The sequence below is a fragment of the Verrucomicrobiota bacterium genome (assembly GCA_016200005.1).
Classification (GTDB): Bacteria; Verrucomicrobiota; Verrucomicrobiia; order Limisphaerales; family PALSA-1396; genus PALSA-1396.
In genome coordinates this window covers 140,848-167,087 of record JACQFP010000047.1, presented here as the reverse complement: position 1 = coordinate 167,087, position 26,240 = coordinate 140,848, and the positions used below count along the sequence as shown (strand labels likewise).

At 57.2% G+C, this 26,240-nt stretch carries 23 protein-coding genes; 14 read left to right on the top strand and 9 right to left on the bottom strand.

Annotated features, from left to right (window positions below; translation table 11 throughout):
* The first annotated feature begins 120 nt into the window (after nucleotides 1-120).
* Complete coding sequence (locus HY298_17175; GenBank protein ID MBI3851992.1) at nucleotides 121-960, top strand: glycosyltransferase; 840 nt, start codon at nucleotides 121-123, stop codon at nucleotides 958-960.
* Here the strand turns inward: HY298_17175 and HY298_17170 are convergent.
* Nucleotides 949-2,226 carry a hypothetical protein gene (locus tag HY298_17170; GenBank protein ID MBI3851991.1) on the bottom strand — a complete coding sequence of 426 codons (1,278 nt, stop codon included), beginning with the start codon at nucleotides 2,224-2,226 and terminating at the stop codon, nucleotides 949-951. The genes HY298_17175 and HY298_17170 overlap by 12 nt on opposite strands.
* 171 nt (nucleotides 2,227-2,397) lie before the next feature.
* Between HY298_17170 and HY298_17165 the strand changes: the two genes are divergently transcribed.
* Genes HY298_17165 through HY298_17155 form a run of 3 tightly spaced genes read left to right on the top strand, consistent with a single transcriptional unit; the run spans nucleotide 2,398 to nucleotide 4,791 of the window.
* Nucleotides 2,398-3,303 carry a phosphoribosylaminoimidazolesuccinocarboxamide synthase gene (locus tag HY298_17165; GenBank protein MBI3851990.1) on the top strand — a complete coding sequence of 302 codons (906 nt, stop codon included), beginning with the start codon at nucleotides 2,398-2,400 and terminating at the stop codon, nucleotides 3,301-3,303.
* On the top strand, nucleotides 3,303-3,869 hold the full coding sequence (locus tag HY298_17160) for a GNAT family N-acetyltransferase (GenBank protein MBI3851989.1): 567 nt from the start codon (nucleotides 3,303-3,305) through the stop codon (nucleotides 3,867-3,869). The genes HY298_17165 and HY298_17160 overlap by 1 nt, the downstream gene beginning before the upstream one ends.
* Before the next feature lies 1 nt (nucleotide 3,870).
* On the top strand, nucleotides 3,871-4,791 hold the full coding sequence (locus HY298_17155; GenBank protein MBI3851988.1) for a tyrosine recombinase: 921 nt from the start codon (nucleotides 3,871-3,873) through the stop codon (nucleotides 4,789-4,791).
* A gap of 23 nt (nucleotides 4,792-4,814) precedes the next feature.
* Here HY298_17155 and HY298_17150 read toward each other — a convergent pair whose 3' ends face one another.
* Together HY298_17150 and HY298_17145 are read right to left on the bottom strand one after the other, a co-directional pair.
* Entirely contained in the window at nucleotides 4,815-6,671 is a 1,857-nt protein-coding gene (locus HY298_17150) for a hypothetical protein (protein MBI3851987.1), read from the bottom strand.
* A 118-nt stretch (nucleotides 6,672-6,789) separates the two neighbouring features.
* Nucleotides 6,790-8,067, bottom strand: coding sequence for a hypothetical protein (locus HY298_17145; protein ID MBI3851986.1), 1,278 nt, complete (start codon nucleotides 8,065-8,067; stop codon nucleotides 6,790-6,792).
* A gap of 333 nt (nucleotides 8,068-8,400) precedes the next feature.
* On the opposite strand from HY298_17145, the gene HY298_17140 reads away from it, so the two are divergent.
* Nucleotides 8,401-9,546, top strand: coding sequence for a hypothetical protein (locus HY298_17140; GenBank protein MBI3851985.1), 1,146 nt, complete (start codon nucleotides 8,401-8,403; stop codon nucleotides 9,544-9,546).
* A 92-nt stretch (nucleotides 9,547-9,638) separates the two neighbouring features.
* On the opposite strand, the gene HY298_17135 is transcribed toward HY298_17140, so the two are convergent.
* A complete protein-coding gene (locus tag HY298_17135) occupies nucleotides 9,639-9,938 on the bottom strand; it encodes a Dabb family protein (protein ID MBI3851984.1) in 300 nt (99 codons plus the stop codon).
* A gap of 115 nt (nucleotides 9,939-10,053) precedes the next feature.
* Here HY298_17135 and HY298_17130 point away from each other — a divergent pair, with 115 nt between their 5' ends.
* From HY298_17130 to thiS, 4 genes are all read left to right on the top strand, one after another.
* The gene (locus tag HY298_17130; protein ID MBI3851983.1) at nucleotides 10,054-10,623 is read left to right on the top strand and encodes a Uma2 family endonuclease; all 570 of its coding nucleotides are present in this window, start codon (nucleotides 10,054-10,056) and stop codon (nucleotides 10,621-10,623) included.
* A gap of 87 nt (nucleotides 10,624-10,710) precedes the next feature.
* On the top strand, nucleotides 10,711-11,904 hold the full coding sequence (gene thiH, locus HY298_17125) for a 2-iminoacetate synthase ThiH (protein ID MBI3851982.1): 1,194 nt from the start codon (nucleotides 10,711-10,713) through the stop codon (nucleotides 11,902-11,904).
* A 5-nt stretch (nucleotides 11,905-11,909) separates the two neighbouring features.
* The gene (locus tag HY298_17120; protein MBI3851981.1) at nucleotides 11,910-12,365 is read left to right on the top strand and encodes a hypothetical protein; all 456 of its coding nucleotides are present in this window, start codon (nucleotides 11,910-11,912) and stop codon (nucleotides 12,363-12,365) included.
* On the top strand, nucleotides 12,353-12,571 hold the full coding sequence (gene thiS, locus HY298_17115) for a sulfur carrier protein ThiS (protein ID MBI3851980.1): 219 nt from the start codon (nucleotides 12,353-12,355) through the stop codon (nucleotides 12,569-12,571). The genes HY298_17120 and thiS overlap by 13 nt, the downstream gene beginning before the upstream one ends.
* Before the next feature lie 166 nt (nucleotides 12,572-12,737).
* On the opposite strand, the gene HY298_17110 is transcribed toward thiS, so the two are convergent.
* Genes HY298_17110 through HY298_17100 form a run of 3 tightly spaced genes read right to left on the bottom strand, consistent with a single transcriptional unit; the run spans nucleotide 12,738 to nucleotide 15,742 of the window.
* Entirely contained in the window at nucleotides 12,738-14,315 is a 1,578-nt protein-coding gene (locus HY298_17110; protein MBI3851979.1) for a hypothetical protein, read from the bottom strand.
* A gap of 41 nt (nucleotides 14,316-14,356) precedes the next feature.
* Entirely contained in the window at nucleotides 14,357-15,340 is a 984-nt protein-coding gene (locus HY298_17105; GenBank protein MBI3851978.1) for a Gfo/Idh/MocA family oxidoreductase, read from the bottom strand.
* Nucleotides 15,341-15,346: 6 nt separating this feature from the next.
* Entirely contained in the window at nucleotides 15,347-15,742 is a 396-nt protein-coding gene (locus HY298_17100) for a cupin domain-containing protein (protein ID MBI3851977.1), read from the bottom strand.
* Nucleotides 15,743-15,909: 167 nt separating this feature from the next.
* On the opposite strand from HY298_17100, the gene HY298_17095 reads away from it, so the two are divergent.
* Nucleotides 15,910-16,515, top strand: a complete 606-nt coding sequence (locus HY298_17095) for a hypothetical protein (protein ID MBI3851976.1) — start codon at nucleotides 15,910-15,912, stop codon at nucleotides 16,513-16,515.
* A gap of 21 nt (nucleotides 16,516-16,536) precedes the next feature.
* Here the strand turns inward: HY298_17095 and murJ are convergent, their stop codons facing one another.
* Both murJ and HY298_17085 read right to left on the bottom strand, forming a co-directional pair.
* A complete protein-coding gene (gene murJ / locus HY298_17090) occupies nucleotides 16,537-18,123 on the bottom strand; it encodes a murein biosynthesis integral membrane protein MurJ (GenBank protein MBI3851975.1) in 1,587 nt (528 codons plus the stop codon).
* Nucleotides 18,124-18,321: 198 nt separating this feature from the next.
* Nucleotides 18,322-19,104: an MBL fold metallo-hydrolase gene (locus tag HY298_17085; GenBank protein MBI3851974.1), complete on the bottom strand. Its 783-nt coding sequence runs from the start codon at nucleotides 19,102-19,104 to the stop codon at nucleotides 18,322-18,324.
* 179 nt (nucleotides 19,105-19,283) lie between these two features.
* Here HY298_17085 and HY298_17080 point away from each other — a divergent pair, with 179 nt between their 5' ends.
* The 4 genes from HY298_17080 (at nucleotide 19,284) to HY298_17065 (ending at nucleotide 26,131) form a co-directional block, all read left to right on the top strand.
* Nucleotides 19,284-20,474 carry an MFS transporter gene (locus HY298_17080; GenBank protein ID MBI3851973.1) on the top strand — a complete coding sequence of 397 codons (1,191 nt, stop codon included), beginning with the start codon at nucleotides 19,284-19,286 and terminating at the stop codon, nucleotides 20,472-20,474.
* 752 nt (nucleotides 20,475-21,226) lie between these two features.
* Entirely contained in the window at nucleotides 21,227-23,431 is a 2,205-nt protein-coding gene (locus HY298_17075) for a hypothetical protein (GenBank protein ID MBI3851972.1), read from the top strand.
* A 29-nt stretch (nucleotides 23,432-23,460) separates the two neighbouring features.
* Nucleotides 23,461-24,300 carry a type II secretion system protein gene (locus tag HY298_17070; protein MBI3851971.1) on the top strand — a complete coding sequence of 280 codons (840 nt, stop codon included), beginning with the start codon at nucleotides 23,461-23,463 and terminating at the stop codon, nucleotides 24,298-24,300.
* A gap of 115 nt (nucleotides 24,301-24,415) precedes the next feature.
* Nucleotides 24,416-26,131, top strand: coding sequence for a LamG domain-containing protein (locus tag HY298_17065; protein ID MBI3851970.1), 1,716 nt, complete (start codon nucleotides 24,416-24,418; stop codon nucleotides 26,129-26,131).
* Nucleotides 26,132-26,240 lie beyond the last annotated feature (109 nt).

Sequence of the window (26,240 nt, the reverse complement as noted above, 5' to 3'; positions counted from 1 at the left end):
GGTAATGGAGTGCTGGAGTATTGGAGTGTTGAGCCGTCACTCCACCACTCCATTTCTCCATCGCTCCATTCCCCGTCCGCCGCAGTTGCATTTCGTTAAAACTCTGCTAATCCATTGTGCGTGACCGAGCCTAGCCTGTTGCTCCTCATTCCAGCGTACAACGAAGAACAGCGGATCGAACCGGTGTTGCGCGAGTACGCCCAGTATTTCCACGAGCATTACAAGGGTAAATTCCAACTCGTCGTCGTGCTCAACGGTTGCAAGGACAACACCCTCGGCGTCGTGCAACGGGTCGCAGCGGAATTTCCCACCGTCAGCGCTCTGGATTTTCCCGAACCAATCGGAAAAGGCGGCGCGTTGATCGAAGGGCTGAAACTGGCGCCGCTCGCGGACTTGATCGGCTACGTCGATGCCGACGGTGCCACGTCGCCCAAGGCCCTGCACACTTTGGTGCGGAAGATGGATGGGGCGGATTGCGTCATCGGCTCGCGCTGGTTGCCGGGAGCGATTCTGCACCAGAGCCAGACCCGGCTGCGTCGCTTCACCAGCCGCGCCTTTCACGCCATCGTGCAGGTCTTGCTTTGGATGAACATCAAAGACACGCAATGCCCGGCCAAGGTCATGCGCCGGGCCGCGGTCGAGAAAATTCATTCCTCGCTGCGCATCGCCGACCTGGCGTTCGATGTGAACCTGCTCTATTGCCTGAAACGGGAGAAATTTGTCGTTCGCGAAGTGCCGACTGAATGGACGGACAAAATCGGCTCCAAGGTGACGCAACGCCTGTTGCGAAGTTCGCTGGTGATGTTTCTGTCCGTGGTGCGATTGCGGCTGATTTATTCGCCGTGCTATCGTTGGCTGCTGCCATTGCGTCCGCTGGAAAACTGGGTTTACAAGAAGCTCAAGGCCCCGCCACCGCGTTCGGCGACAAAGGAAGACGGAAACAGGCAATCAAAGCGGTGACGGTGGGGCGCTGTTCACCACTTCATTCCGGTGTTTCCAGGTAAACACTGCGCAAATGACCAACAGCACAAGATTTGAAACGCCGAACGTTTGCAAAACCGTCACCAAACTGCGATTGAAATGCGTCAAAGCCAGACCATAGGCGACCGCCAATGCGACCAGCCACGGCACCAGGCCGAACTGGGAGCGCGCCAGCAAATTGCTCAGCAACACATTGGCCAGCGACAACGGCACCATCGCGCCGGCGTACCAGGGGAGCACCTCGGAAGCGATCTGCACGTAGTCCGCGCCCCAGACCAGTTTGACCACCCACGGGCCGAGAACCCACAGGCCGAGAGCGCCGCAGGCCGCCACCACACCGGTGCCCAACAGCACCATGCCCACCAGGTTCGATTTCTCCGATTTGGTTGCGCTATGAACGATGCGCGGAAACATCACCGCCGTTAACGGCCCCACCAGCCACATCAAGGCGCGCGACAAAGTGCCGGCGCTGCCGTAAAAACCTGTTTCGCCGCCGCCGAAATACGCCTTGACGAACATCGTGTCCGCCGTGAACAGGAATTGAAACGCGCCGAAACCGAGCATCGGCGGGATCATTTCCCGCAGCAGATTATGCCAGTCGAACGGAAGTGGAGGCGCCAACCAGAGCGAGCGCGTCTGCCACAATGCAATCAGCACCGCCAACACCAGCCCCAGCAATACGCCCGTCATCATGCCCGCGGCCAACCCGCCCAGCACCAGCACCGCGATAGCCGCCACGCCGACCCGCCCGACGCCGTTGAGGATCATCGTCCAGCCCAGCCAGAGAAAACTCTGCTGCCCCTGCAATACGCCGGCGAACAATGGAAACCAGAACGTGAACAACAACGCCACCAGCGTCACCCACAATCCCGCCGGATTCGTGATCTGCCACTGGCCCAGGATTTTTTCCCGCAGAGCGATCACCACAATCGATGCCACCAGCCAGAGCGCAAACGTTCCCAGCCAGACCATCCGGATTGTGCCCGACAGTTCGCGTTCCCGTTTTCGCGCCAGCGCTTGAGCGGTTTGATGCGCCATGACCATTTGCAGCGGCAAAGCCGGAATGCACATCGCCACGGACAGAAACGCGACGAACAGGCCATACTCCTCCGCGCGCACCTGCTCTGGTGCGTGCATTTGCTTGGCGAGAAAATGCACGGCCCACATCAACATGCCGCCGGCGATGGTGGCGAACATCAGCCAGCCGCTCTGGCGAAAAAAAGACGTGCGTTGTGCCGGTGACACGGCTGGCTTTTCAGATTGTCCTGAGAACATTGGCGTTGGACAATACGTCAGGCCGGCAGTTCAAGGAAGCGATTTCAGAAAACACAAAAGTAAATCTTGCACCGTGTCGAAATAGAGAGAATGCAAAATTTTGAACTTTGAACTCTAAATGGTGAACGTCATTATTTCGCCATGACTAACGCGCCCTTACTCCAACTCGACCTGCCCGGCATCAAAAAACTCCGCAGCGGCAAAGTCCGCGAAGTCTTCGACCTCGGCGACCGCTTCCTCCTGGTCGCCAGCGACCGCATCTCTGCCTTCGACGTCGTCATGCCCAACGGCATCCCGCGCAAAGGCGAAGTGCTCACGCAGATTTCGCATTTTTGGTTCGAGAAATTCTCTTCGCTTGTGCCGAATCACCTGCTCGCTGGCGCGAATGAACCGTTTAACATTCCCGCGCTCGCCGGCTTGCCCGCGGCGCAGCTCGCCGACTTGCAACGCCGCTCCATGCTTGTCAAAAAAGCCAGGCCGCTCGCCATCGAATGTATCGTGCGCGGCTACCTTTCGGGAAGCGGCTGGAAGGAATACAAAAAGTCACAGACCGTTTGCGGCATCAAACTCCCTGCTGGCCTGACCGAATCCGCCGAGTTGCCCGAACCCATCTTCACGCCATCCACCAAAGCCGAAGCCGGCCACGACGAAAACATTCCCTTCGACGAGGCCGAGAAGATCGTTGGCGAGGGAATCGCCGCCAAAGCGCGCGATTTGAGCCTGAAGATTTACAAGGCCGCCCGCGACTACGCCCGCCAGCGCGGCATCATCATCGCCGACACCAAATTCGAGTTCGGCCAGAGCGACGGCCAGCTCATCCTCATTGACGAAGTCCTGACGCCCGACTCCTCGCGCTTCTGGCCCGCCGACCAGTATCAAGCCGGGCGCGGCCAGCCGAGCTTCGATAAACAATTCGTCCGCGACTACCTCGAAACCCTCGACTGGAACAAAACGCCGCCCGGACCGCGCCTGCCCGACGATGTCATCGCCAAAACGACGGCGAAGTATTTGGAGGCTTACGAGCGGCTGACGGGACGGAAGCTCTGATGCGCTGCAAATCCGCCACACCGCTGCAAATTCCGCTTCGCGGAAAGAAGATTTTTCTCCGACCGCCAAGGACTGGCGATTACCGGGAGTACGCCCATATGATGAAGGCGAACGTCAAGGCCTATCGCAGCTTGGTCCCGCGCTTCAAGGGTAGAAAGCAGTTTGACGATTACCTCAACCGTTGCCGCCGCGACGATTTTTTCGGCTTTTTGATTTGCAGGAATGAGGATCGCACCATCGTTGGTAATATCAATTTGTTCCATATCATCCGCCGGGGATTGCAAAGCGCCTGCCTAGGCTACCTCATCGGCGCATCCTATGCCCGCCAAGGCTTCGCCACGGAAGCGCTCCGGTTGATGATTCGATTTGCGTTCACCAAAGTCAGGCTTCATCGCGTCGAAGCCGACATTCAGCCGGGCAACATTCCTTCCATCGCCCTGGTAAGACGGGCGGGATTTTCATGCGAAGGCCTCTCGCGGCGCTATGTTAAGATCGCCGGTAGATGGCGCGACCACGAACGCTGGGCGCTATTGGCGGAGGATTGGCGCGGAATTCGCCATAAGTAAGATGCAAACCCTCGTCGAAGATTTTCTGCAATACCTCCGCCACGAGCGCGGGCAGGCGGAGCACACCCAGAAAACTTACGCCGGGTTGCTCAAAAAATTCACCACATGGGCGGGCGAAAACAAAATCACCGACTGGAAACAGGTGGAGCTGAAACACCTCATGGCGTTTTTTCAACACGAGCGCTCGCGTAACCTCGCCAACGAGCCGAAGGAATCCACGCGCCGCTTGAGCAGCGAGAGTGTGTATCTGGAAATTGCCGCCTTGCGGGCGTTTTACAATTTCGCCGAGACGGAAAAACTCTTGCCCGCCAACGCCGCGGAAAATCTATCGCTGCCCAAACGCTGGAAACGCCTTCCCCAATCGCTCACGAACTCGGAGATCGAAAAACTGCTCACACCCGAAACACCTGCCACATCGCACACGCTGTGTGACCAGGCGGTGCTCGAACTCGCTTATGCCTCCGGGCTGCGTCTGTCCGAGTTGAAAAATCTGCGCCTCGAACAACTCCACCTTGACGCCGGCTTTATCAATGTTATCGGCAAAGGCAACAAGGAGCGCATCGTGCCGGTAGGCCGCAAAGCCGTGGAAGCGTTGAACCGCTTCATTGACAGTGGACGGCCCAAGCTCATCACGCCCAAGTCGCCCGCGAATGTTTTCCTGAGCAAACGCGGCACACCCTTCGCGTCCGTCACGCTCTGGTTGCGAATCAAGAATCGCGTTCGCCGCGCCGGCATTGCCCGCAACATCACGCCGCACATGCTGCGGCACAGCTTTGCCACGCACTTGCTCGAGCACGGGGCGGATTTGCGCGTCATTCAGGAGTTGCTGGGCCACGCCAGCATCAGCACCACGGAAGTTTATACCCACGTCGCCAGCCAGCGCTTGCGCGAGGTGCATCGGAAGTATCATCCGCGCGGCTGAGATTGGTTTCAAACGTGGATCGCTCAGAGTTTACGCAGACGGAAAAATCTGGCCGTATCTGGCAAGTCGTTTGTGACGGTGTTTTCCGAACCAACCACGCTGACGGTGTTGGTCATATCCATCCAATTTGCGGGGGCGAGAATTTCAGTTGACTGGGGCACAAAACCGACTGCCTGGGTGGGCCACGAGATAACGATGAAGTTATCGGAATGGGTGATTCTCAGCAGTTGGGGAAGATTGCATGCGTTGCCATAGCCGACCCAGTCGAAGTCCACGGTGGTTGCGGCGGTAAACTGCCACGAGCCGCTTCCCCACTCCATAAAGCCGTCATAGTTGGGAACCATCGGCGACAACCCGTCAAAGATCAGTTTGCCGTCCCACCAAAGCCGGATCAGACCACTCTTGTGCGCGTAAATGTATGCCGTGTGAAACTGGTCCAACAGCACTGGGCCAATATCCAGAATCTGGCTGCCGCCTGTCCCTGAGCCAAAGGTCCCTTCTGTGTAGCTCCACAGTTTGTAACGATTGGTCACGATGGTAATCGCCGGCGCGGCGCAATGGTCACCCGATCCGCCAACTTCGGCGCACAGTAAATTCTCCGCACTCGTACCGGAGAACGCAACGGTTCTGAACCGCGCGGCGGCGACAACTTCATCCGTGAAAAGTGGTCCGAGATACCATTCGGTGGAATTCGCGCCGGAGTTGATCCGCAGGGCGTGATTCGTCCCACCAATGTCCGGATCGTAAAAGTTAACGATTGACGTGCTACCTTCTGTGCCTCCTGTCTGATAGAAGAACCACGGCGATGCGGGCAGGCTCGAACCGTCGAGGAACTGATTCCACAGACAGGGCGAGGGCGGACAGCCAGACGGTGCAAAGCAGATTTCAAAATCCGAGACGCCGCCCTGGAAATACCGGGCCAAGGCCCCCGCCGACTTGTCCGTTCCCGGACCCTGCTCCAGCCCGATGACCTGCGGGTACCACGCACCACCGTTCAGGATTTTTTCCGGCGCGGACCAGTTCAGCGGGTCGGCGAGATTGGTCGAGTAACTGATATAAATGCCTTCTTGTATCCAGCCGGCTCCTTTCGCGCGGTTCAACAACATGACGTATTGTTGAAGATAGGTGTTCCAATGGACTGATGGTCCCCAAAACGCCTCGCAGTCCGCCCGCTCCCAAGCAACGGTCGCGGGGAATATCGGTGTCACAAGACCGCCGAGACCCGGTTCCTGCCAATCGCCGTTGTTCCATTTCCAAACCTTGCCCACCGGCACATCGCGGTCACTCCAAGCCATGCGGGCAATCGCAACGCCTTGTTCCGTTACGTCGCCGGCATAGGTGCTGATGAACAAGTAAAGGTACTGTTGTGCAGCGTCGAGCATGACGCTGAAATCGCCGTTGCCGCCGGCGAAATATCCATTCTGCGCATCGCAGCGCAGCGTGTTGGTACGGGCTTCCAAAACAATGCCGAGATCGATCCAGTTCGCTCCGTTGTCAGTGGATTTGGCCGCGCCGATCTTCGGCGCCGTCAAGCTCGTGCCCGGACAGAGGCCGCCCGGCTCGTTGTGATACCAGCCGTACAGAGTGCCGTTCGTATCGCGCCACGTGGCTTCCATCCAGCGTCCGCCGTTGACGGTATTGTCGAACGTCACCGCGGCGGTGTTGCCCAAAGAAAAAATGTTGCTGCCGTCACTGCGGTAGGGATGGCCGGTCGAGTTGAAGAGGTAAAACGTCGGGCCATCCCAGTGCCCGGGACTGTTGGAATCCGTGGCATGTGGAAACTGCAAATGAGAGGCAGGTCGCAGCGTGGGCGGAAGGGCGGATGCAGTCGCAGCAACGAGTGCGGTCAGCATTGATAGCGTTTCTTTGAAATTGGGCATTTTGAACATGCTGAAGAAAAAGTCACCGCCTGTTCCAGCGCAAGTCCCGCCGTGGCGGTCACCCACCCAGGTTTGCCACGCCGTTCAGATGAAGTGCACCAAGTTGCCTCGCGCATCGTTACCGGCGATACCTGATGTCGTCGATGGCCGGAAAGTCGGCGAACCCGGTGGTCGAGGTCACATCCACGCTGGTCGAAAGATTGGTCCAGCCGGTCGTCAGCATTGCGGGGGAGGCGCCAAGCACCAAGCTAGCTGACTCGCCAGCACCGTTATTGGTCAGGCTGAGCGTACCGCTTCCTGACGCGAGCAGGCTCTTGAGCAAAAATGCTCCACCGGCTCCACCTGAGATGGTGGCGGTGGTACCGCCGGCCGGATCCAGATAGGCTTGAGGGCCGAAGCCCCCGTACGCATCGCTCTCATAAAACCACGCCGCGGACCAGTCCAATCCATTATAAGGACTGGGGATATTCTCGGCTGGAGTCGGCGCGTCATCAAAAGTGACAGTGGCTTCCAAGAATGCCAGGGGTCTCGCGCTGAGGCGATAGTATTTGGCCAGGTCGGTGGTTGCGTTGGTCACCGTGTATTGCGTGCCGACCACGCTGACAGCATTGGTCACGTTGACCCAATTGGTTGATGTCAGATTGGCAGTGCATTGGAGAACGAAGCCAAGATCGTTGGTTGACCAGGAGAGCACGACACTTCCGCCGCTTGCGATGGAGAGAGTTGGGCGCGGCAGATCGCTGGCATCGCCCCAACCGACCCAATCGAAATCCACTGTGGTGCCGGCGTCCGTTTCCCAATAGGTGCCGCTGCCAAATTCCATGTAGCCACCGTAGGCCGGATTGTCGTCGGCGACCGTCCCGTCGAACACAGTCACGCCGTCCCAAATAACACGGGCTGTGTAGTCGGGGCGAATCCAGATGTAAACCGTGTGCCATTCATTGGTCACCGCCGGCCCGAGGTGAAAGATCGGCGCATCATTGATCATGCTCCACACCCAGAATTGGCCGTTCGAGACAACGATGCCGGGCGAGATCTGAGGTGTGGAAGGCGACAAGATGTTTTCCATGCCAGTGGGGGTGAATCCAGCCAATCGGAAGCGCGTGGCGCCGACCTTTTCCAAGTCGCCGCTGAAGTTGATGTAATACTCGTTATAGAAATTGCCCGACTTGTGGGGATCTTCGGCAAGCGTGTGGAACGGGGAGTCCATCTCCAACGCGAAGTTACCACCGCCGATGTCCACAACCACCGTGCTGCCTTCATTGAAAAAGTTTGTTACCCACGGAGGGCTTTCCGGCAGCGCCGAGCCATCAAGATAGGCAAACCAAGCCTGAGCCTTTGGGGTAAACGCGAGGCCAAGGCTGACGGCCATCGCAAGAATTGTCATGTTCTTCATAATAACCTTTCTGAGATTTTAGTTTGTGCAAGAGTTCAGCGCAGCATCCGTCTGTGCCAAAGCTATGGTTTGGAAGGAAAAGCTATGCGTGCTTAATCTCCAGCCCCTTGCAACCTTGTCAAGAATAATTATGATTGGATTGGACTTTCCGGAATTGGTCGGAAAGTTTCCGCGTTTGCGACAGCAACTCTGATCAACATCACCCCCATTTTCACGACGGGGCCACTGTCGGCACTACTCTTTTCGGCTCGCCTCGCTTGGGCAGAGTTTTCCGCCTTTGACGCGCAGAAAGTTACATTGCAATAATTTGCCAATACGGTTACGAAGGTTTTCGTGCCAAAGATACGCCCCCTGTTTCGGGTAACGTTGCGGCTGAGTTCCACGGCGACTCTGGTTGTCTTGTTGGGCTGCCAATCACCGACTGCCACCAAACGCGAAGCGGGAACGCTGGTGGTGAAATTGCGCGAAGCACCACCCGTCCAGTTCCGCGGCGCGAACAGCGCCAGCCCGGACAAGCCAGGCGAGTGCGACTGCAACAACCCGGCGCATTGGGACGGCGAAACGCTTTACGTCTTCAATTCCGCCGGGCACCCATGGCGCAGCTCCGGTCCCGACCTCTTCCATATTCAGACAAATTACGTGCGTTGCGAATACGACAACAAAGCCAGCGGCGGGCGCTGGATTGAGTGCACGTGGAAGGTCGAGGATGGCACGCTTTACGGCTGGTATCACTTCGAGCCGACTGGCATCTGTCCAGGCGCGCATCCGGACTCGCCCAAGATGAACCTGACGGCACCCAGAATCGGCGCGGTGAAGTCCAGCGACAACGGCGCGACGTGGCACGACCTCGGCATTGTGCTGGAAGCGCCGCCTGACATGCTCAAGTGCGACACGAAGAATTATTACTTCGCCGGCGGGAACGGCGATTTTTCCGTGATGCTCGATGCGAAGAAGGAGTTTCTCTATTTCTTCTTCAGCAATTATCCGAAGAATGTCCCCGAGCAGGGAGTGGCCGTGGCGCGGATGCGGTGGGCTGACCGTGACCAGCCCGTGGGAAAGGTTTGGAAGTGGCATGACCGCCAGTGGCGCGAGCCAGGGCTTGGCGGGCATGTGACTCCGGTTTTTCAGGTGACGACCGATTGGAATCGGGCGGATGCCGATGCGCCTTGGGGACCGTCCATTCACTGGAACACACATTTACGCCAATACGTGATTCTGTTGAACCGCGCCAAAGACAGCCGTTGGACCCAGGAAGGCATCTACGTCACATTCAACCGCGACTTGCGCAATCCGTCGGGCTGGTCACCGCCTCAAAAAATCCCGCTGGCCGAGGACAAGCTGGCCTGGTATCCGCAGGTGCTCGGTCTGGACCGATCGAAACACGAGACCGACAAACTGGCTGGGCGCGTGGCACGACTCTTCGCGCGCGGGCAATCGCGTTGGGAAATTCTCTTTTTGAAGCCGGGAGAGAAGGAGTAATTCGTTTTTGGCCAAGAATTGCTTTTCCCGTCACACCTCGCCGGTTTTCGGATTTTTCTCATCGACTAATAAAAGGATATTTGTGCTGTCGCTCACTCAAAATCGTAAACCAAGACTTTCTTAACGAACGGCTTCAGCACCTTTTCGACAAACTCGACGTGCAACGGATGCGTCTGATAATCGTCCTGCGCCTGCTTGTCGGCGAACACGAGGTTCAAAGCGACTTGATAAGATTGCTCCACCACCGGACGATGACTCGGCACCATTTTGCCGACGTGAAATGACAGCACGCCGGGAATCGGCTTCAAATACTTGTCCGCGCCGGCGAGCAATTCATCCGTGGCGTTTGGCTGCGCCGGGTCGGTCCAGAAAATTACGATGTGTGAAAACATGGGGCGCAATTGTCCCGACAGCCCGCACTTTCGCAAGTGCAGAATCCGGACCGCGGACGGTCCTTGGTGCTGAGGTAGGGATTGATCTGCGCGCGATTTGGCCTAGTTTTGTGGCATGGCAGTCGCGACGCTTACAACGAAACGCCGGTTCTGGACGGACGCGACTTTGGAGGCGATCCCGGACGACGGCTACCGACATGAGTTGCTCGATGACCAGTTAGTCAAGAGTCTGCTATGCGCCGGACACGGACTGACTTGCGGACGCCTGCGTTGGTGCGTTGGCCAGTTCGTTTCAACGCAACGGTGTGGTGAGGTGTTCGGCGGGGGCACAGGTTTTCGTTTGTCCGAGTCCGTTGTGCTGTGTCCGGACATTGCGTTTGTCAGCAAGGCCAGGTTGAAGAAAATCCTGGTCGCGCCGGACAAGTTCCTCTACGGCGTGCCGGATTTGGTTGTTGAAGTTTTGTCGCCGAGTGACCGCCTGGTGCAGATCAACCGCAAACTGGATCACTACTTCGAGCACGGCACCCGGCTTGCGTGGCTGGTCAACTGGCGCAAGGAACAGGTGCACATCTACACGCCCGATTCCATCGAAGCGCTGACCCGGCCCAACGATGTGCTGACCGGCGGCCATGTCGTGCCGGTGTTCAAATGCAAGTTGAGCCAGATTTTCAATCCGGTTGGCTGAGTTCACTGCGGGCTGGCTTGGGTGGAAGAAAAACTAAGTTCACGTCGCGCGCCTCGACATTCGCTTCCCATTTGCTAGGTTTCCTTCGTGAGTTTTGTTGCTGAGTTCAATTCGCTGCCGCTGGAATCGCCGTTGGAATGTTCACTCGCGACCAGTTCTGCCCTCGCGCGCGAAAGTCTGGCGAAATTGTCGCTGTCGCTGACCGATTTCGCGCACCTGATTTCGCCGGCGGCGGCGGATCTTTTGGAGCCGCTTTGCCGGCGTTCGCAGCAACTCACCCAGCAACGCTTCGGCAAAGTCATCCGCTTATTTGCCCCTCTCTATCTTTCCAATGAGTGTATCAACAACTGCAAATACTGCGGCTTCTCGCGCGACAATCCCATCCTGCGCGTCACTCTCACGGTTGAAGAAGTCAAACGCGAAGCGGCAGCGCTCGCCACGCAAGGTTTCCGCAACATCCTGCTCGTGGCGGGCGAGCATCCGAAATTCGTCTCAAATAATTATTTGCGCGATTGCGTCGCCGCGCTCCACGAAGAAATTCCCAGCATCTCGCTCGAAGTCGGGCCGATGGAGACGGAAGATTATCATCCGCTCGTAGCAGCGGGCGCGGATGGGTTGGTGGTGTATCAGGAAACTTACGACCGCGAGATTTATTCCGCGATGCACACCGCCGGCCCGAAACGGAATTTCGATTGGCGACTGGAAACGGCCGAACGGGCGTATGCCGCTGGCTTTCGCCGGCTGGGCATCGGAGCGTTGTTCGGTTTGGGCGATTGGCGGATGGAAGCCCTCGCGGTGGCCGCGCACGCCGAATACTTGTTGCGGAATTGTTGGAAGGCACAACTGACGATTTCGCTGCCGCGCTTGCGTCCGAGCGCAGGCGAGTTCGAGCCGCTCTCACACATCAGCGACCGCGAACTCGTGCAACTGGTCTGCGCGTTTCGCCTGATGTTTCCGGATGTAGGCCTCGTACTCTCGACGCGCGAACCGGCAAATCTGCGCGACGGCTTGATCCCGCTCGGCATCACATTGATGAGCGCGGGCAGCCACACGGAACCGGGCGGTTACACCGGTGCGGGCAAGGAACACCTGCATCAAACCGTACGCGGACGAATCGTGGAAGTTGGCGCGAGTGAATGGGCGACCAATGGCCACGCGACCAACGCGACCGGCCAATTCGACATCGCCGACGAACGCTCTGCCGGCGAAGTGGCAAAACGGATTCAACATCTCGGCTACGAACCGGTGTGGAAGGATTGGGACAAAGCGCTAATGGTTTGACTATTATGAACGAGCGTTTTCCCATTGGCTGGCTTTTGGCGCTGGCAGTATTCCTAGCTCTCTTGATTCCAACCGCTTCTTCGCTAAGAACGTTCCAAGTGGCAGCGAACCGCGCGATGGCAGTTACGGAGATGATAAGCTTTCTTGCTGCGATGACCAATTACGCGAACACGTACGGTACTTTACCGAAAGGCAACGCCGCGACAGTTTTTGCGTCTCTAAGCGGCGAGAACCCCAACAAAATTGTTTTCCTCGCAGTAGGAGCAAAACAAATCAACTCTGCCGGCCAATTCGTTGACTCATGGGGAACGCCTTTCCAAATCCTAATGACAAATCAAAACGTTGTAGTCATCAGCTCGGCTGGCCAGAACCGTGCTTTTGGCGACGCCGATGACATCACATTCGCGCAACCTTGGCAGTCAACGAACTTGCTATCAGCGCAGCCAGTATCTCCGAAGTGAACAAGTCATGCATCATCGCGAACGGTAACCCGGCAGAATCCAAGTTGCCTTGCACGATTGAGGAGTTTCTCGTCGCGCAAAATCTATTGCCGCGCAGCGTTGTAGTAGAGCACAACGGCGAGGCCGTCGCGCCGTCGGAATTCTCCAAACGTCAACTCAAGACCGGTGATCGATTGGAAATTGTGAAGATCGTCGCCGGAGGGTGATCGGTAGGAACCGACGTGAGGAGGCTCTGACTGAACATCGCGATCTCCGAATTCGATTAGAGACTCCTTACGTCGTCTCCTACACGTCGTTGGTCCGGAAATCGCGAAGATTGTTGCGGGCGGGTGATGATTGCCGCGTTCTCACGAGCGCAGCTACACAACCAAGTCAGGCGAGCATGCGTTTGAGAATATTTTCAGTAATTCGCTGGGCGCGAGGGTCAGGACCTTTCGGCGTCGTGTAAACGGACGGTCGCACGTAGCCGGGCGGCTCCGACAATCCATCCGCCCACCAGCAAGTCGAAGCGTTGAAGACAAGGTTCTTTTTCGGTCCGGGATAGATGGTGGCGGTATAAGTGCCGCCGTTGAGTTCGCCGGGTTTGGATTGCGTCGGCGCCGTGGAGACCACTTCGAGGCCAAGAATCTGCGCCGGATCGCCGTGCCATTCCCAACCGACCAGCCCGGGAATGGCGTCGCCCAGTTTCATTCCAGTGCCTTCAAAAATCCAATGGTCCGGTTTTGAACACATCCAATCCGCGCCGCCGGTCACTTGTCCGGTGCTGTGCGCGCCAACCAGTTCGTTGGCGTACGGGCGTTCGTGCGGGAGCGACTTCATCGCCACAAAATCTCTCATGCCGCCCGGCGGCCCGAAGACACCAATGCGCCCGAAAATACGGTTCGCCGCACCGCGGGCGTCCGGCCGCGGATTGATGCGACCGCAGCAGGTGTTGCCGGAGAGAAACGCGACGCTCAGACCACCGGCGATTGCGCGCTGGAGATTTTCATACATTTCGATGGAATAATATTCATCGTGCCCAACGGACAGAAATCCTTTCGCCCGCAAAAGACCTTTGGGGTCCGTGTGCGTGTCGAGATTGGAAATGTAGGTGACATCATAACCTCGCGACTCCAACCAGTACGCGATGGGAAACTCCCAGAGAAACCATTCGCCCGAACCCGTGGAGAGCGGCGCGTCGAGGATCTGGCAGTATTTTCCGTATGGCCGGTTAAAGCTGACATCCACACCCCCCCCCCAATACCATTGATCCTTCCCGTCGTCATAGAGAGCAAACTGATTCGGCCAGCGATTGTATGCCTGCCAGGTTGTGTCGGAACATTGGAAAATGAAATCCGCGCGCCGGTCGTCTCGCACGATGAAAATCACAAAGCTTTGAAGTTTCTCGCGTTCGACCGTGAGCTTGCCCACGTAAACTCCGCTGACCCAGTCCCGCGGGATCTTGAAGGTCGCACACGGTGACCACCGACAATCGCGCAAACGATTTTTTCCAATCGGCGGGTCGGGTTGAATCTGTCCCTTGAACGGCCCAAGTGTCGTGACGTGTCTCCCACCGGTGCCGCCGTAATAACCCATGCGATAAATATCCAGCGTGAACGGCGAAGCCGGATTGGTGCTGACGTGAAAGCGGATGCTCTCTCCGGCGCGAACGCTGGTCCGCGAACAGTAACCTTCGATCCAAGGACAGCGATACTTGGTCACCGGATCGATGCGGGCGTTCGTAAGCAGCCAGTCGCGCGTGCCGGGTTTTTCGTTCTCACGCTGAATCAAATCCTTGAGCGGCGGAATCGAAGTCTTGGTTTTACCGCCGGAATCCTTGGTGATGGAAGTGCAGCTCGCAAGCGCGGCAATGGCACCCAAGCCAGCCACGCCTTTGAGGAGGTCGCGCCGGGTGAGGCCGGGGTTTACTGGCGATGCCGTGGGCTGAAGATTTTTCTTTGACGGTTTCATGTGTGAATGAGTTCAGGCAGAATTTGCCAGAACCGAGCGGATTACTCCATCGGATATTTCAATCCCCATTGAGCGCGGATGGCGTCCAGAGTTTTCATGATCGAAAGTGTCTCGTCGAGCGGCATCACGCTGCTTTCCAATTTCCCGGCGCGCAGACAATTCATGACTTCAGCCGCCTCAAACTGGTAGCCGTTTCCTTTCAACGGAAACTTCGTCGTTTCATCGCGCCTGCCATCCAGCGACAGCGTCATTGCCCTCGGTCGCCACCATTCGCGATGGATGCGGATGCGCCCCGCTGTGCCCATGATGACGGCTTCCTGCGGAGTTTCCACGCGGATGGCGGTGTGCAGGACGGCCAGTTGACCTTGGCCGTGCGCGAGGATGATCGCCGCTTCTTCGTCCACGCCGGTCTTTCCCAAGTGAGCAAGACTGGTGATCCGTGTCGGTGTTCCAAAAATCATGGAGGCCAGCGACACTGGATAAACTCCCACATCCAGCAATGCCCCGCCGCCGAACGCGGGATTAAACAATCGCTCTTCTTCGTGATACTCCGCGCGAAAACCGAAATCCGCCGTCACCATCCGGACTTCACCGATGGCTTGTGCTTTGAGCAACTCGCGCAACTTGACCATCAACGGAAAGCAGCGCGTCCACATGGCTTCCATCAGGAAGAGTTTCTTCTGCCGCGCAAACGTGATGACTTCGCCGGCTTCGCGGGCATTGATGGCAAAAGGTTTCTCGCACAGCACGGCCTTGCCGGCAGCCAACGCGAGCAGCGAGTTTTCCTTGTGGCAAGAGTGCGGCGTGGCCACGTAGATCACATCGACTTCGGGATCATTCACCAACGCCTCGTAACTGGCATGTCGATGCGAAACACCAAATTCCTTCCCGAAAGCATTCGCTGGATCGGCGGTTCGCGAGCCGACAGCGACCAGTTTGGCGTCCGGCAAGACTTTCAACCCTTCCGCAAACTGCCGGGCGATTCTTCCAGTTCCTAAAATGCCCCAACGTATCTTGTCGCTCATGGCCTATTAAATTTTGCCCGCGCTCGATTGCTTCGCCTCCAGAAAAAACAAATCGTCATCGGCGATATCGGGAATGCCGACGACCAGCACCCGCACGCGGCCTTTGGCGCCGTGAACCACTCCCGGTGGAATGTGGACGAGCGAGCCTTTGCGTACGGCGTGTTCCACACCGTCAAGCGTGACCGTGCCTTCGCCCTCCAGCACGTAGTAAAGTTCGGTGCTGCGTTTGTGGTAATGCTCGCGGGCACCGTCGATGTCCACCGCGTGCGCCCACGCCGCCACGCCCTTGTCCTTGTCCTGCCGGCTGACCAGGAGATGCCGCCAACCGCACGTGCTGCGTTCCTTGGGCGAATCGCTTTCGTGACGCACCAGCACCCGTAACTTTGGTTCCGCATTGCTCATGTGAATGGATTTTGAAATGTCATTGATTGTCGTGGCCAAGCTCGAATCCAAGTCTAAATGAAGCCACTGGCGACTGCAAATCGTTCCGGTCGGTCTGGACATCGCCGACCGTTGACAATGGGCAGTGCAAGGTGCAAGGTATGACCAAATTCAGCGAAATATTTTTTATGAAACCATTGATTGCGGTGTTCCTGTTGTCAGTTCTCTGTTCGACCAATGTCATGGCCAGCGCCCAAGGCGCGATCATCAAGAAGAAAGCCAAGGATTTCTCGAACCAGAACTCCATCAATCAAGGCGTGACACCTGCACAACCAGCAAGGCCGGCGACGCCACCGGCGCAAACCCCGCAAACAGCGGCACCCGCCACACCGAAAATCAACGAGGCGCAGCAACAGAACATCAATCAACTGGTCGCCGACTTGAAATCCATCAAACTCAAATCATCGGCGACAGCGGAACAGAAACAGAAATTGAAAACAGATTTGTTGGCCGCCGCCGAGGGAGCGAAAAAGCCTTCCGAGGGATCGGTCAATAAACTGGCCAATGATTTGTCGGCAGCCTGGGCCGCTCAAAAACTCAATCCGCAGGAGCAGACGTTTCTGGCCAAGGACCTCAACGCGGTGATGAACAGCGCCAACATCTCCGCCGCGGATTCGCAAGCCGCGCTCAACAGCGCGCAGATGATTCTTAAATACAGCGGCATCTCCAAAGACGATGCCCTGAAGATCAACAATGACCTCAAGGCGATTGCCACCGAGTTGCAGAAGAAGTGATTTTCTCCAGCGGGCGCTCGTTTACCGTCGGTGTTTAAATTTTCCAAGAATCAACTGCGCGATTTCTTGCGTGTGTCCCACCTTGGCCCAAGCGGTTGCAAGCAGGTAAACCAAGCCGGCCACCGTTGCAGGCACAAAGACCGCACCGATTTTCAACGCGAGGGTTCCGTGGCCGAGTGAATTTTCCCAGAAGCGCCAGCCGTACCAGGCAATCAGTCCCGCCACCGTCCCAGCCAAAGCCAACGGCAACAGTTCCGCGCGCAGCGATGCCATTTCCAGTTTCCTGAGCTTGCGTCGCAAGGCGTACAACAGAAGTCCAACGTTGACCAGTGAGGTGACGGTGTTCGCGATACCCAGCCCGGCTTGCTTGTAGCGCCACACCAACATCACGGCCAAGAGCAAGTTCAACACAAGACAAAACACGCTCGTTTTCATCGGCGTTTTTGTATCGCCCAGCGCGTAGAATGTTCGCGCAAGTACATTTACCACGGAGAACGCCACGAGTCCCGGCGCGAGACACATCAGCGCCAATGCCGACTGGTTTGTCGAAATGGCATCGAATTTCCCGCGTTCGAACAACAAACGGATGATCGGCTCGGCCAGCACCAGGAGCAGCACGGACGCAATGAGGTTGGCGAACACCAGATAGCCCAGACCCTGGCGCAGTTCGCTGCGAAACGAGTCATAATTCTTTTCAGCAGCCAGACCGGAGAGCGTTGGCAGGAGGTAGGTCGCCAGCGAAATACCGAACAACCCTTGCGGCAATTCCATCAGGCGAACCGCGTATTGGAAGGACGCCACGATGTAATCGTCCACCCAGTAAGCCAATCCTTGCGTGAGCACGACGTTGATTTGAAACGCCGCCACGCCAATGGTGGCCGGCAGCATTTGTTTCACGACCCGGCGGACAGTTTCGTCCTTCCACGGTGCAACCCAGCGATAGGCAAAGCCTTCGCGCCGCAGTGACGGCAGTTGAAACGCAGCCTGCGCCACGCCCGCCGCCACCACGCCGATGGCCAGCGCGAGAATCTGTTCGTGCAACTCGCGTCCCATATGCGGCGCGAGCCAGAGCACGGACGCGATCATCACCACGTTGAGCGTCGCCGCGCCTAAGGCCGGAATGAAGAAATGCCCGCGCGCGTTGAGCATCCCCATGAACACAGCGGCCAGACAAACCAGCAGCAGATACGGCAACATCACTCGCACCAGTTCCAGCATGAGAAGAGTTTTGCCTGTGAAACGCGTCACTCCATGTTCGGTCTGCCCGCCGAAGACCAACGCCGCCGATACGATCACCAAGCCCACGGCCACCACAATGCAGGTAAAAATCATCAGACCGGAAATCACCGCGTTGGCGGCCTGCCACATGGCCTGGTCGCCATCGAGTTTTTCCTTCTCCTTGAAAATCGGGATGAACGCCGCAGTCAACGCGCCTTCGCCGAGCAACCGCCGGAACAAATTGGGAACTTGGAATGCCAGTATAAACGCGCTCGCCACCCAGCTCGTGCCCATGAACCGCGCATAGACCATTTCGCGCACCATGCCGAGCACGCGACTGGTCAGCGTGGCGGCGGCCATCGCGCCGGAGGACTTGAGCATTTGCGACATCGGGTCGCGAGTTTAGAGGACCAAATCCAAAGTGCAAAGTTTATAGCCGTCGCCGAAAGTAACCTCCGTTCGTTGAAACTCTGAACCGCAGCAGCCGACGTGAGTCGGCTCAAACTTCCCCTCGAAAAGGATGGAGCGGACTCACGTCCGCTGCTGCGAGGTTCTGCGGGAGCGTGGTTGAGGTTGCGGTGCGCAGGATCAAAGCGTGATCTCTTCGCCGTCATGCGCGAAGGAAAACGGAATGTCCGGCAGCGTTTTGGCGGCGAGCAGGCGCGTCTCCTCCAAATCGTTCCAATACCGCCGCCCGACATGCGTGAAAACAATGCGCTTGATGGCGCGTCCGTTCAGATAGCGAAACAAATCCTGCGGTTTGAAATGCGCCAGTTCACACACCAGCAGGTCGAGCGGTTTTTCCAGCAACGGCGACAGATCCTCCGGCTTCCCGATGTCCGCGCTGTGCCCAACGCGCAGCCGGTCCGATTCGAGCAGAAAACAAAACGATGCAAAATCCTGCGGATATGTTTTCTGAAACGAGGCGCGCAAACTGTCCAGGTGCGATGAACGAAACGGGGTGACGCGGACGTTGTGGGTGACCACCGGCCGACCGGCTTGCAACGGTTCGAACAACAGGCGAAACGCCAGCAGTTCATCAAAGAGATATACCGCATCGAGCATCTGGCGAAGTGGCTTGATACCGTCGGCGGGCAAATGCACCGGCAGATCCTTTTGGCGCTGCTCCAGCCAGAAACCCTGCATCAGCATAAAAAAACCGGCGATATGATCCGAATGCAGATGCGAAATGAAAATCCGGTCGATCGTGTCGTAGTTCAATCCGCTGGCCTTGTAACTGCAACTGACGGGTTCACCGCAATCAATCAAAATCGTTGCGTTTGCGAAGCGATAAAGGAAAGCGGCGTGCTTGCGGTCGGCGCAAGGCCAGCCGTCGCCCACGCCGAGGCACGTTAGAGAGAAATTATGCATGCAATCCGGTGGCTGACCCGATTCATAGCCGAGCCAAACCGAACAATGCAAGCCAAGAGAACGACGTTTACCGAGGCGACCTCCCGGCTGCAACAAAGGTTTGTTCCCGCGGCGGGTTTGATTTAACGTCGGGTCGCGATGGGCCTGCTCAATTCAGAAACCAACCCGCTTCAGAAGCCTTGAGCCAAAAGGATTATGTGTATGCGTTGGTGGCGAGCTTCCTGGGCTGGACCCTCGATGCGTTTGATTTCTTCATTCTGGTTTTTGTCATGCCGGGCGTGGCGAAGGAATTCAACATGGATATTCCGGCCATCGCCGCGTCGATCACCGTCACGCTCGCGTTTCGACCGGTGGGCGCATTCATCTTTGGGTTGCTGGCGGATCGTTACGGACGCCGGTTGCCGTTGATGCTGGATCTGGTTTTCTTCTCGGTGATCGAAGTGCTCTCCGGGCTAGCACCCAATTACGCGACCTTCATGGTGCTGCGCGCGCTCTTCGGCATCGGGATGGGCGCGGAATGGGGCGTCGGCGCGTCGCTGGCGATGGAGAAAGTGCCGCCCAAATGGCGGGGCGTGCTCTCCGGTGTGTTGCAGGAAGGTTACGCCGTGGGTTATCTGCTGGCCGCGTGCTGTTACTTCTTCGTGTACCCGCAATGGGGCTGGCGACCGATGTTCTTCGTCGGCGGTTTGCCGGCGCTCCTGGCGTTGTTCGTGCGATTTAAAGTCAAGGAATCCGCGGTCTGGGAACAAACTCGCGCGCGGGATTGGAGAACTCTTTTCCGCGGAATCGCGTCGCATTGGAAACTCTTTTTGTACCTCACCGCGCTCATGATGATGATGAATTTCATCTCGCACGGGACACAGGACATGTATCCGACGTTTCTGAAGGAACAACGCGGTTTCACGCCTCAGCAGGTTGCGATCATAGCAGTCATTTACAATCTTGGCGCCGTGACCGGCGGAATTCTGTTCGGGTTTTTCTCGGACCGTTTCGGTCGGCGGCGGGGAATGGTCCTGGCCTTGTCGCTTGCCGTGTTAATGATTCCGCTTTGGGCGTTTGCGCCGAACACGGTGCTGCTCGTGACTGGCGCGTTCCTCATGCAATTCATGGTGCAAGGCGCGTGGGGCGTCATCCCCGCCCACATCATGGAGCTGTCGCCGGATTCAGTGCGCGGTTTTCTGCCGGGGTTCGCCTATCAGTGCGGCGTGTTGCTGGCCGGCAGTGTGGCCTACATCGAAGCCGTGTTCGCCAGGACCATGCAGTATTCCACGGCCATGGCGGTGACGGCGTTGACCGTTTTCTTGATCGGAATCGTTGTGATCGTGCTCGGAACGGAAAAGAAAGGGACGACGTTCGGCGTGAAGCCATGAGTCAGATTTGAAAGTTGAACGAGAATTGCGAGACCAGCGATGCTCGTACAGAAGCCCGGCTTCCATATCGGAGGGAGCAGAAATAACCCGCGCATTCTCCACGCACCTAACTTCCATGCTCGCGACCTGGGCAAAGGCCGTTTGCAAACCTCCTCTCAACAAAACACCATCGACTACGCAGGTGCCCTTCGTGCGATGACGAAAGCCGACCACGGAGGGTACGTAGCTGTCGAATACGCCCGGACCGATTGGGAGCGTTACACCAGGTGGACAACCTCCCGGAGCCGATTCGACTTCAGGACTTCCTCTGCGCGAACATGCTGAAGTGGTGACGACTCAATGGCACCGCCGAAAACTTTATACTCCACACCATTTTCGAATAGCTCAAAAATGAAGTTGTCACGGAAGAGAATGGGTTCTATTCTTCATGGCATCACATGTCACCCATCGGCACCAAACACTGGTTTTTTCGAAACTGTACGTGCCATGACTGGAGGCGAAGTGCAAGCGTCCCTTGCAGAGCGAGCAGAAGATACCAAGGCAGGAGTTCAGGATTCACGCGCGCTTCAAGTGTCTCTTCGGCTACACGAGGCACTGAGAAAAGGGTTTCTTCTGCGTTACCATGGAGCGGCGGCCAACTGGTTGATCGAAGCGATTTGGGCTCTGGCCCGTTAAGGGTAGAGCGGCGCTGACAAAGCGAAGTTAAGACACGATACGACCGAAAACAAACAAAGAACAAAGAATCAAAAATCATGAATGCATCAAGCGAAGGCTCGACCCTGAAGGCAGCGACACCAAAACCCGAACGTCCATCATCACCCCTAATCCGAAAATCAGTTTTCGGAGTTTGCCAGGTGAAGAACCTGCACCGTCTTCTCATAAGCGGCACGCTGCTCGCAGGCGTGCTTGCCGCAGCATCCTCGGCCTCGGCTGCACAAAAACTGTGGAATGGCTTGGCAGGTGACACCTTTTGGTCGTCCGGTGGAAACTGGTCGCTAGCCGGCGCCCCTGGGGTGAGTGATAATGTGGCATTTACTAATGACGGCGTAGCGGCCGATTTCTACGTGAACGGCGGCGCGGTTAACAACGTGGTGGATGCAGGCTTCTTGAACAGTATCAATTCGCTGGGTTACATGAATACGAATGGTTTTCACAACTCCCAGATCATAAACAATCTCAGTGTACTCAGCACTTCGGCAACCGATGTGGCGAGCATCGCGGATGACGGACAGCCCTCAGTCTTTTTCGTCGGAAGCAACCAGTGGCAGGACGGCAAAGATGACAGCGTTTATGCGACGATCATCGGGGACTCACTGACGGTGAGCAACGAGAACGCCAACTTGGGCGTCACCCAAATCAGCACCACCTCTGGCGCCCACCGGGCCACCCTGGATCTAACACCGCTAAACACATTCAACTGCGTGGTTTCCAATGTGCTCGTAGGTCATAACTTCACCATCGTTGACCACGCGTGGCGGCCAACCGGGACGCTCTTTCTAGCAAAGACTAATTCGATAACAACCCATCTCATTACTGTGGCTAGTGTTTACCAGAACGCCGGAGGCCCCTCCTTTATTCACCTCGGACAGGCCAACACCGTTAATGCGGACAAGCTCAGAATCGGTGTGCACAAGAACAACGGCACGCTTGACATGACGCCGGGGCTCGCTACTCCGGCGCTGACTTTCCGCAACACGGTCGGAACCGGCCGGCAAATCTCGTGGGAAATCGGCGACATGTTCGAGCCGAACACAAATACCATCGGATTTTTTTCCAGCGGCAATGCGACCGGGACCATCGACCTGTCGGGCGCAAACGTGGACGCGCTGGTGGACCTAATCACTCTCGGACGCGGCCAGATTCAGGTTGCTACTAATAATCGAGCCGGCGACGGAGTCGGCTCCCTTACTTTCGGGGGCGGCACCGTTGATGCGAACAATCTCCAGATGGGCATCCAATACCCTGGCCCATACATTGGCGGCAGCGTGGGTCGCGGGACAATTAATGTGAATAACGACGCCGGTGTCGGTCCGGCGTTGCTCAACGTGCGAAGCAACATCGTTATGGCCGTGCAATATCCCATCAGCCCCGGCACATCACCGAACACTCCCGACGCCACCGGCAGCCAGGGGACGATCAATGTTAACGACGGCAGCACCGTGGCGGTCGCCGGTGACATCGTTTCTGGGGGTCCCGGGGGCGGCACCGCCATCATCAATCTCAACAACGGCGGTAAATTGGACATGAAGCCGGCGGGAGATGCAACACCGGGCAATGTGTCGATAAATATTCTAAACATCAGTGATGGCATCATCACCAATTATGGAACTCTCTCGCTGACAAACATCACTTTCCCCGCGGGCGGGACGTTGTTTACAGTTTATCCCGGCCAGGCGATCGCTGCGGCTCGCGTGGGAACCCTCGGCCCGCTGGATGTCGCTGGCGATCTCACGTTGCGCGGCACTACCCTCCTGGATATCGGCAAGAACGGCGCCACCCTGGCGAATGATGTGGTGAGCGCAACCGGAGTTGTTAATTTGGGTGGCACGTTGAAAGTGACATTCTCTGGAAGCCACGACAACCTGGTGGTAGGTGATAAATTCACTCTCTTTGCCGCAGTTCCGGTAAACTCGGCCCCGACCGTCATACTCCCGCCGCCTGGCTCCGGTCTGGCATGGAATAATAAGGTCTTTGTTGATGGTAGCATCGAAGTCGTCTCCTGCGGTTGCGGCGAACCGACGACGCCACCGACCATTACAGCAAGCAACTCTCCGACGACCATCAGTCTGTCGTGGCCCACCGCCTACACCAGCTTCGCGCTCTACGGCCAGACCAACCCTATCACGATTGGTTTGCGCACCAACTGGGGATTGGTACCGGGCGTGGTTGCAAACCAAGTGACCCTTCCAATCGATCCGGCAAATGGCAGCGTGTTCTTCCAATTGTTCCAGCAGTAAGGCGTGGCTGGAAAGGGCGGGCTGATACAATGAGGCAAGGGCTTCCATTCTATCGGCACCGCCCGCCGGAATTGGGTGCTGCCTTTACTCTGATCGAACTATTGGTGGTGATTGCAATCATTGCGATCCTGGCCGGCTTGCTCCTGCCGGCTTTAACCAAAGCCAAACAGAAAGCGCAGGGAATCTATTGCCTGAACAACAACCAGCAACTGACTCTCGCGTGGAAACTATATGCCGATGATTTCAACGACCGTTTGGTGATGAACGGTGTCTATGACGAGCCGAATTCTTGGTGCCGCGGTTGGATGACCTTCACGATCGACAATACCGATAATACCAACACCCTGCATTTGACCCAATCCAAGTTGGGGCCTTATTCCGCGCGCGCCTACAAGATTTACAAATGCCCGGCGGACACGTTGACCGCCAGGATTTTTTCAAGAAGATATCCGCGGGTCCGCAGTGTGGCCATGAATGGATATATTGAAGGAGGAGTTTATGAGAGTCCTTCCGGGGGTTCGGTCTGGTTTCCCCAGTTCTTCAGATACGACAAAATGAATGACATCATCAATCCCAACCCCAGCTCACTCTTTGTGGTAGTGGATGAACACCCTGATTCAATCAATGATACATGGATGATGTCGGTTGTAAGCGACGGTCAAGCCTTCGGTGACCTGGCTGCCAGCTACCACAACGGTGCCTGTGGTTTTGGATTCGCGGATGGGCATGCGGAAATACACAAGTGGCTGGAGGCGGAAACAAAAATACCGCCAACCGGAACCGAAGGCCCCTCTACCTGGCAAGCCTTTGCTCCAAACAGCAGGGATGTCAGGTGGTTGTTCGAACACTCCACGGCGCGCAGACCATAGCGCTATCATGAATATACAAATGAAACGAGTCTCGTTGGCGTGCGTCGCTGCTGTCTTCGCACATCTTGTTGGCTACAGTGCGGCGCAATCACTCGATAGAAAACCTGAAAACACTTTGAAAAACAAAGATGCTCCGGTTCACGTCAACACGGAAACAGGACTCGTCGGCTACTGGAAACTCCGCGGCGACTGTCGTGACTACTCCGGCCACGGCAATCATGGAGTCAATCACGGCGTCAATCTTGACAGCGGCGCGTTCGACGGCATCAGTGCGCATATCGAGGTTCCCAGTAGTGCTTCGCTCCAGCTCGGCACGGGGGACTTCGCGCTGTGCGCTTGGATCTATACTGACAAAGTGCTCGACGACGTACTGGGCGATGTCCTCGACCTCTACGACCCTTCTCTCCGAAAGGGCATTACTCTTTCCGTCTATTCGAGCGGCAGCGGATATCAAGGACAGGGAAGCGACCGCCACGTTTGCTTTGGCATCGACAACGCCCGCGTGAGCGACTGGCAGGATTGCGGCAGACCGAGCCCGACCAGTTCACACATCAGCAACTCGATGCTGGTTTACCAAGGCAAGCTGTACGCGGCCATCACGGACGCGAAAGCCGAGCAGGACTGGTGTCACGTTTTCCGCTACGAAGGAAAGCAGAAGTGGACCGACTGCGGGCGCGTAGGCACCGGTAGAACTCCCGGCGTCGGCCCGCTCATCGTTCATGACGGCGGGTTGTACGCGGTGACGTGGACTTACGATTGGACGCGGGTGAATTCCACCAACTACGACGCGGGGCGCGTCTATCGCTACGCCGGCGGCACGCGGTGGCAAGACTGCGGCCAACCCAGCGATAATCGCACGTTGAACTGCGCGGCCAGCTACAAGGGCAAACTCTACGTCGGAGGCGGGCCAAACACCTGGGGTGTCTTTGTTCAGGAAGGAGTCAACCTCTGGAAAGCGTCCAAAATTTTCCCCAATCAAGGAGCGCGCAGGCTGTTTCCGCACCCCATGAGCCGGTACAACGGAAAACTGTTCACGGCGTACCCTGCGGTGTACTCGTTCGACGGCAACGAATGGACTTACGCCGGCCTGCCCGGTCCGCTGGACACAATCCCTTCGCTCCAGACTCATTCCCTCACGGTGTATCAAGGGAAGCTCTGCGCCGGAACCTGGCCGGAGGCGAAAGTGGCCCGTTACCTCGGCGGAGAAGACTGGCAGGAGTTTGGCAGGGTTGGCGAAGACGGCACCGAGGTCAACGCGCTGGCCGTCTATAATGGGAAACTTTACGGCGGCTCGATTCCGCGGGCTGAGGTTTGCCGCTACGATGGCGCGCCCCGCTGGACCTCGCTGAAGCGCTTTTACTCGCCGGCCGGCTGGCAGCCGGCGGGGCCGGCCAAGCCGACGAGGAAGGAGGTCAACCAATGGAGCCGCTTGACCTGCCTCGCGATTCATGAGGGGAGACTTTTCGCGGGCATCGGCAGTTGCACGAGTGCCGTGGTGGACAAGCCCGCCGACCCCGCCGATGTGCTCGGCAAAGTATTCAGCATGGAGGCGGGCAAGTGCGCGTCGTACGACGACGATTTAGGTCCCGGTTGGAAACACATCGCGGCCGTCCGCGAGCGCGGCCGGCTGAAGCTCTACGTGGACGGCAAATTGGCGGCGAAATCCTCGTCCTTCGATCCGGCTGACTATAACGTCTCAACCGATCAGCCTCTGCGCATTGGTTTCGGTCAGACCGATTACTTCTCCGGCAAGATTTCTGAAGTTCGGATTTACAACCAGGCTCTTACTGCCGCGAGAATCCGAAAGCTCTGCTCACAAAAGCCCCGCTGAACTCCCGTCCGTAAACCACAGAAAAACTATCACCGGATTCGGAGCGCGGCTTTCTGCCGGGATTCGCTTATCAATGCGGCGTGTTGCTGGCGCGTAGCGTGGCCTACAT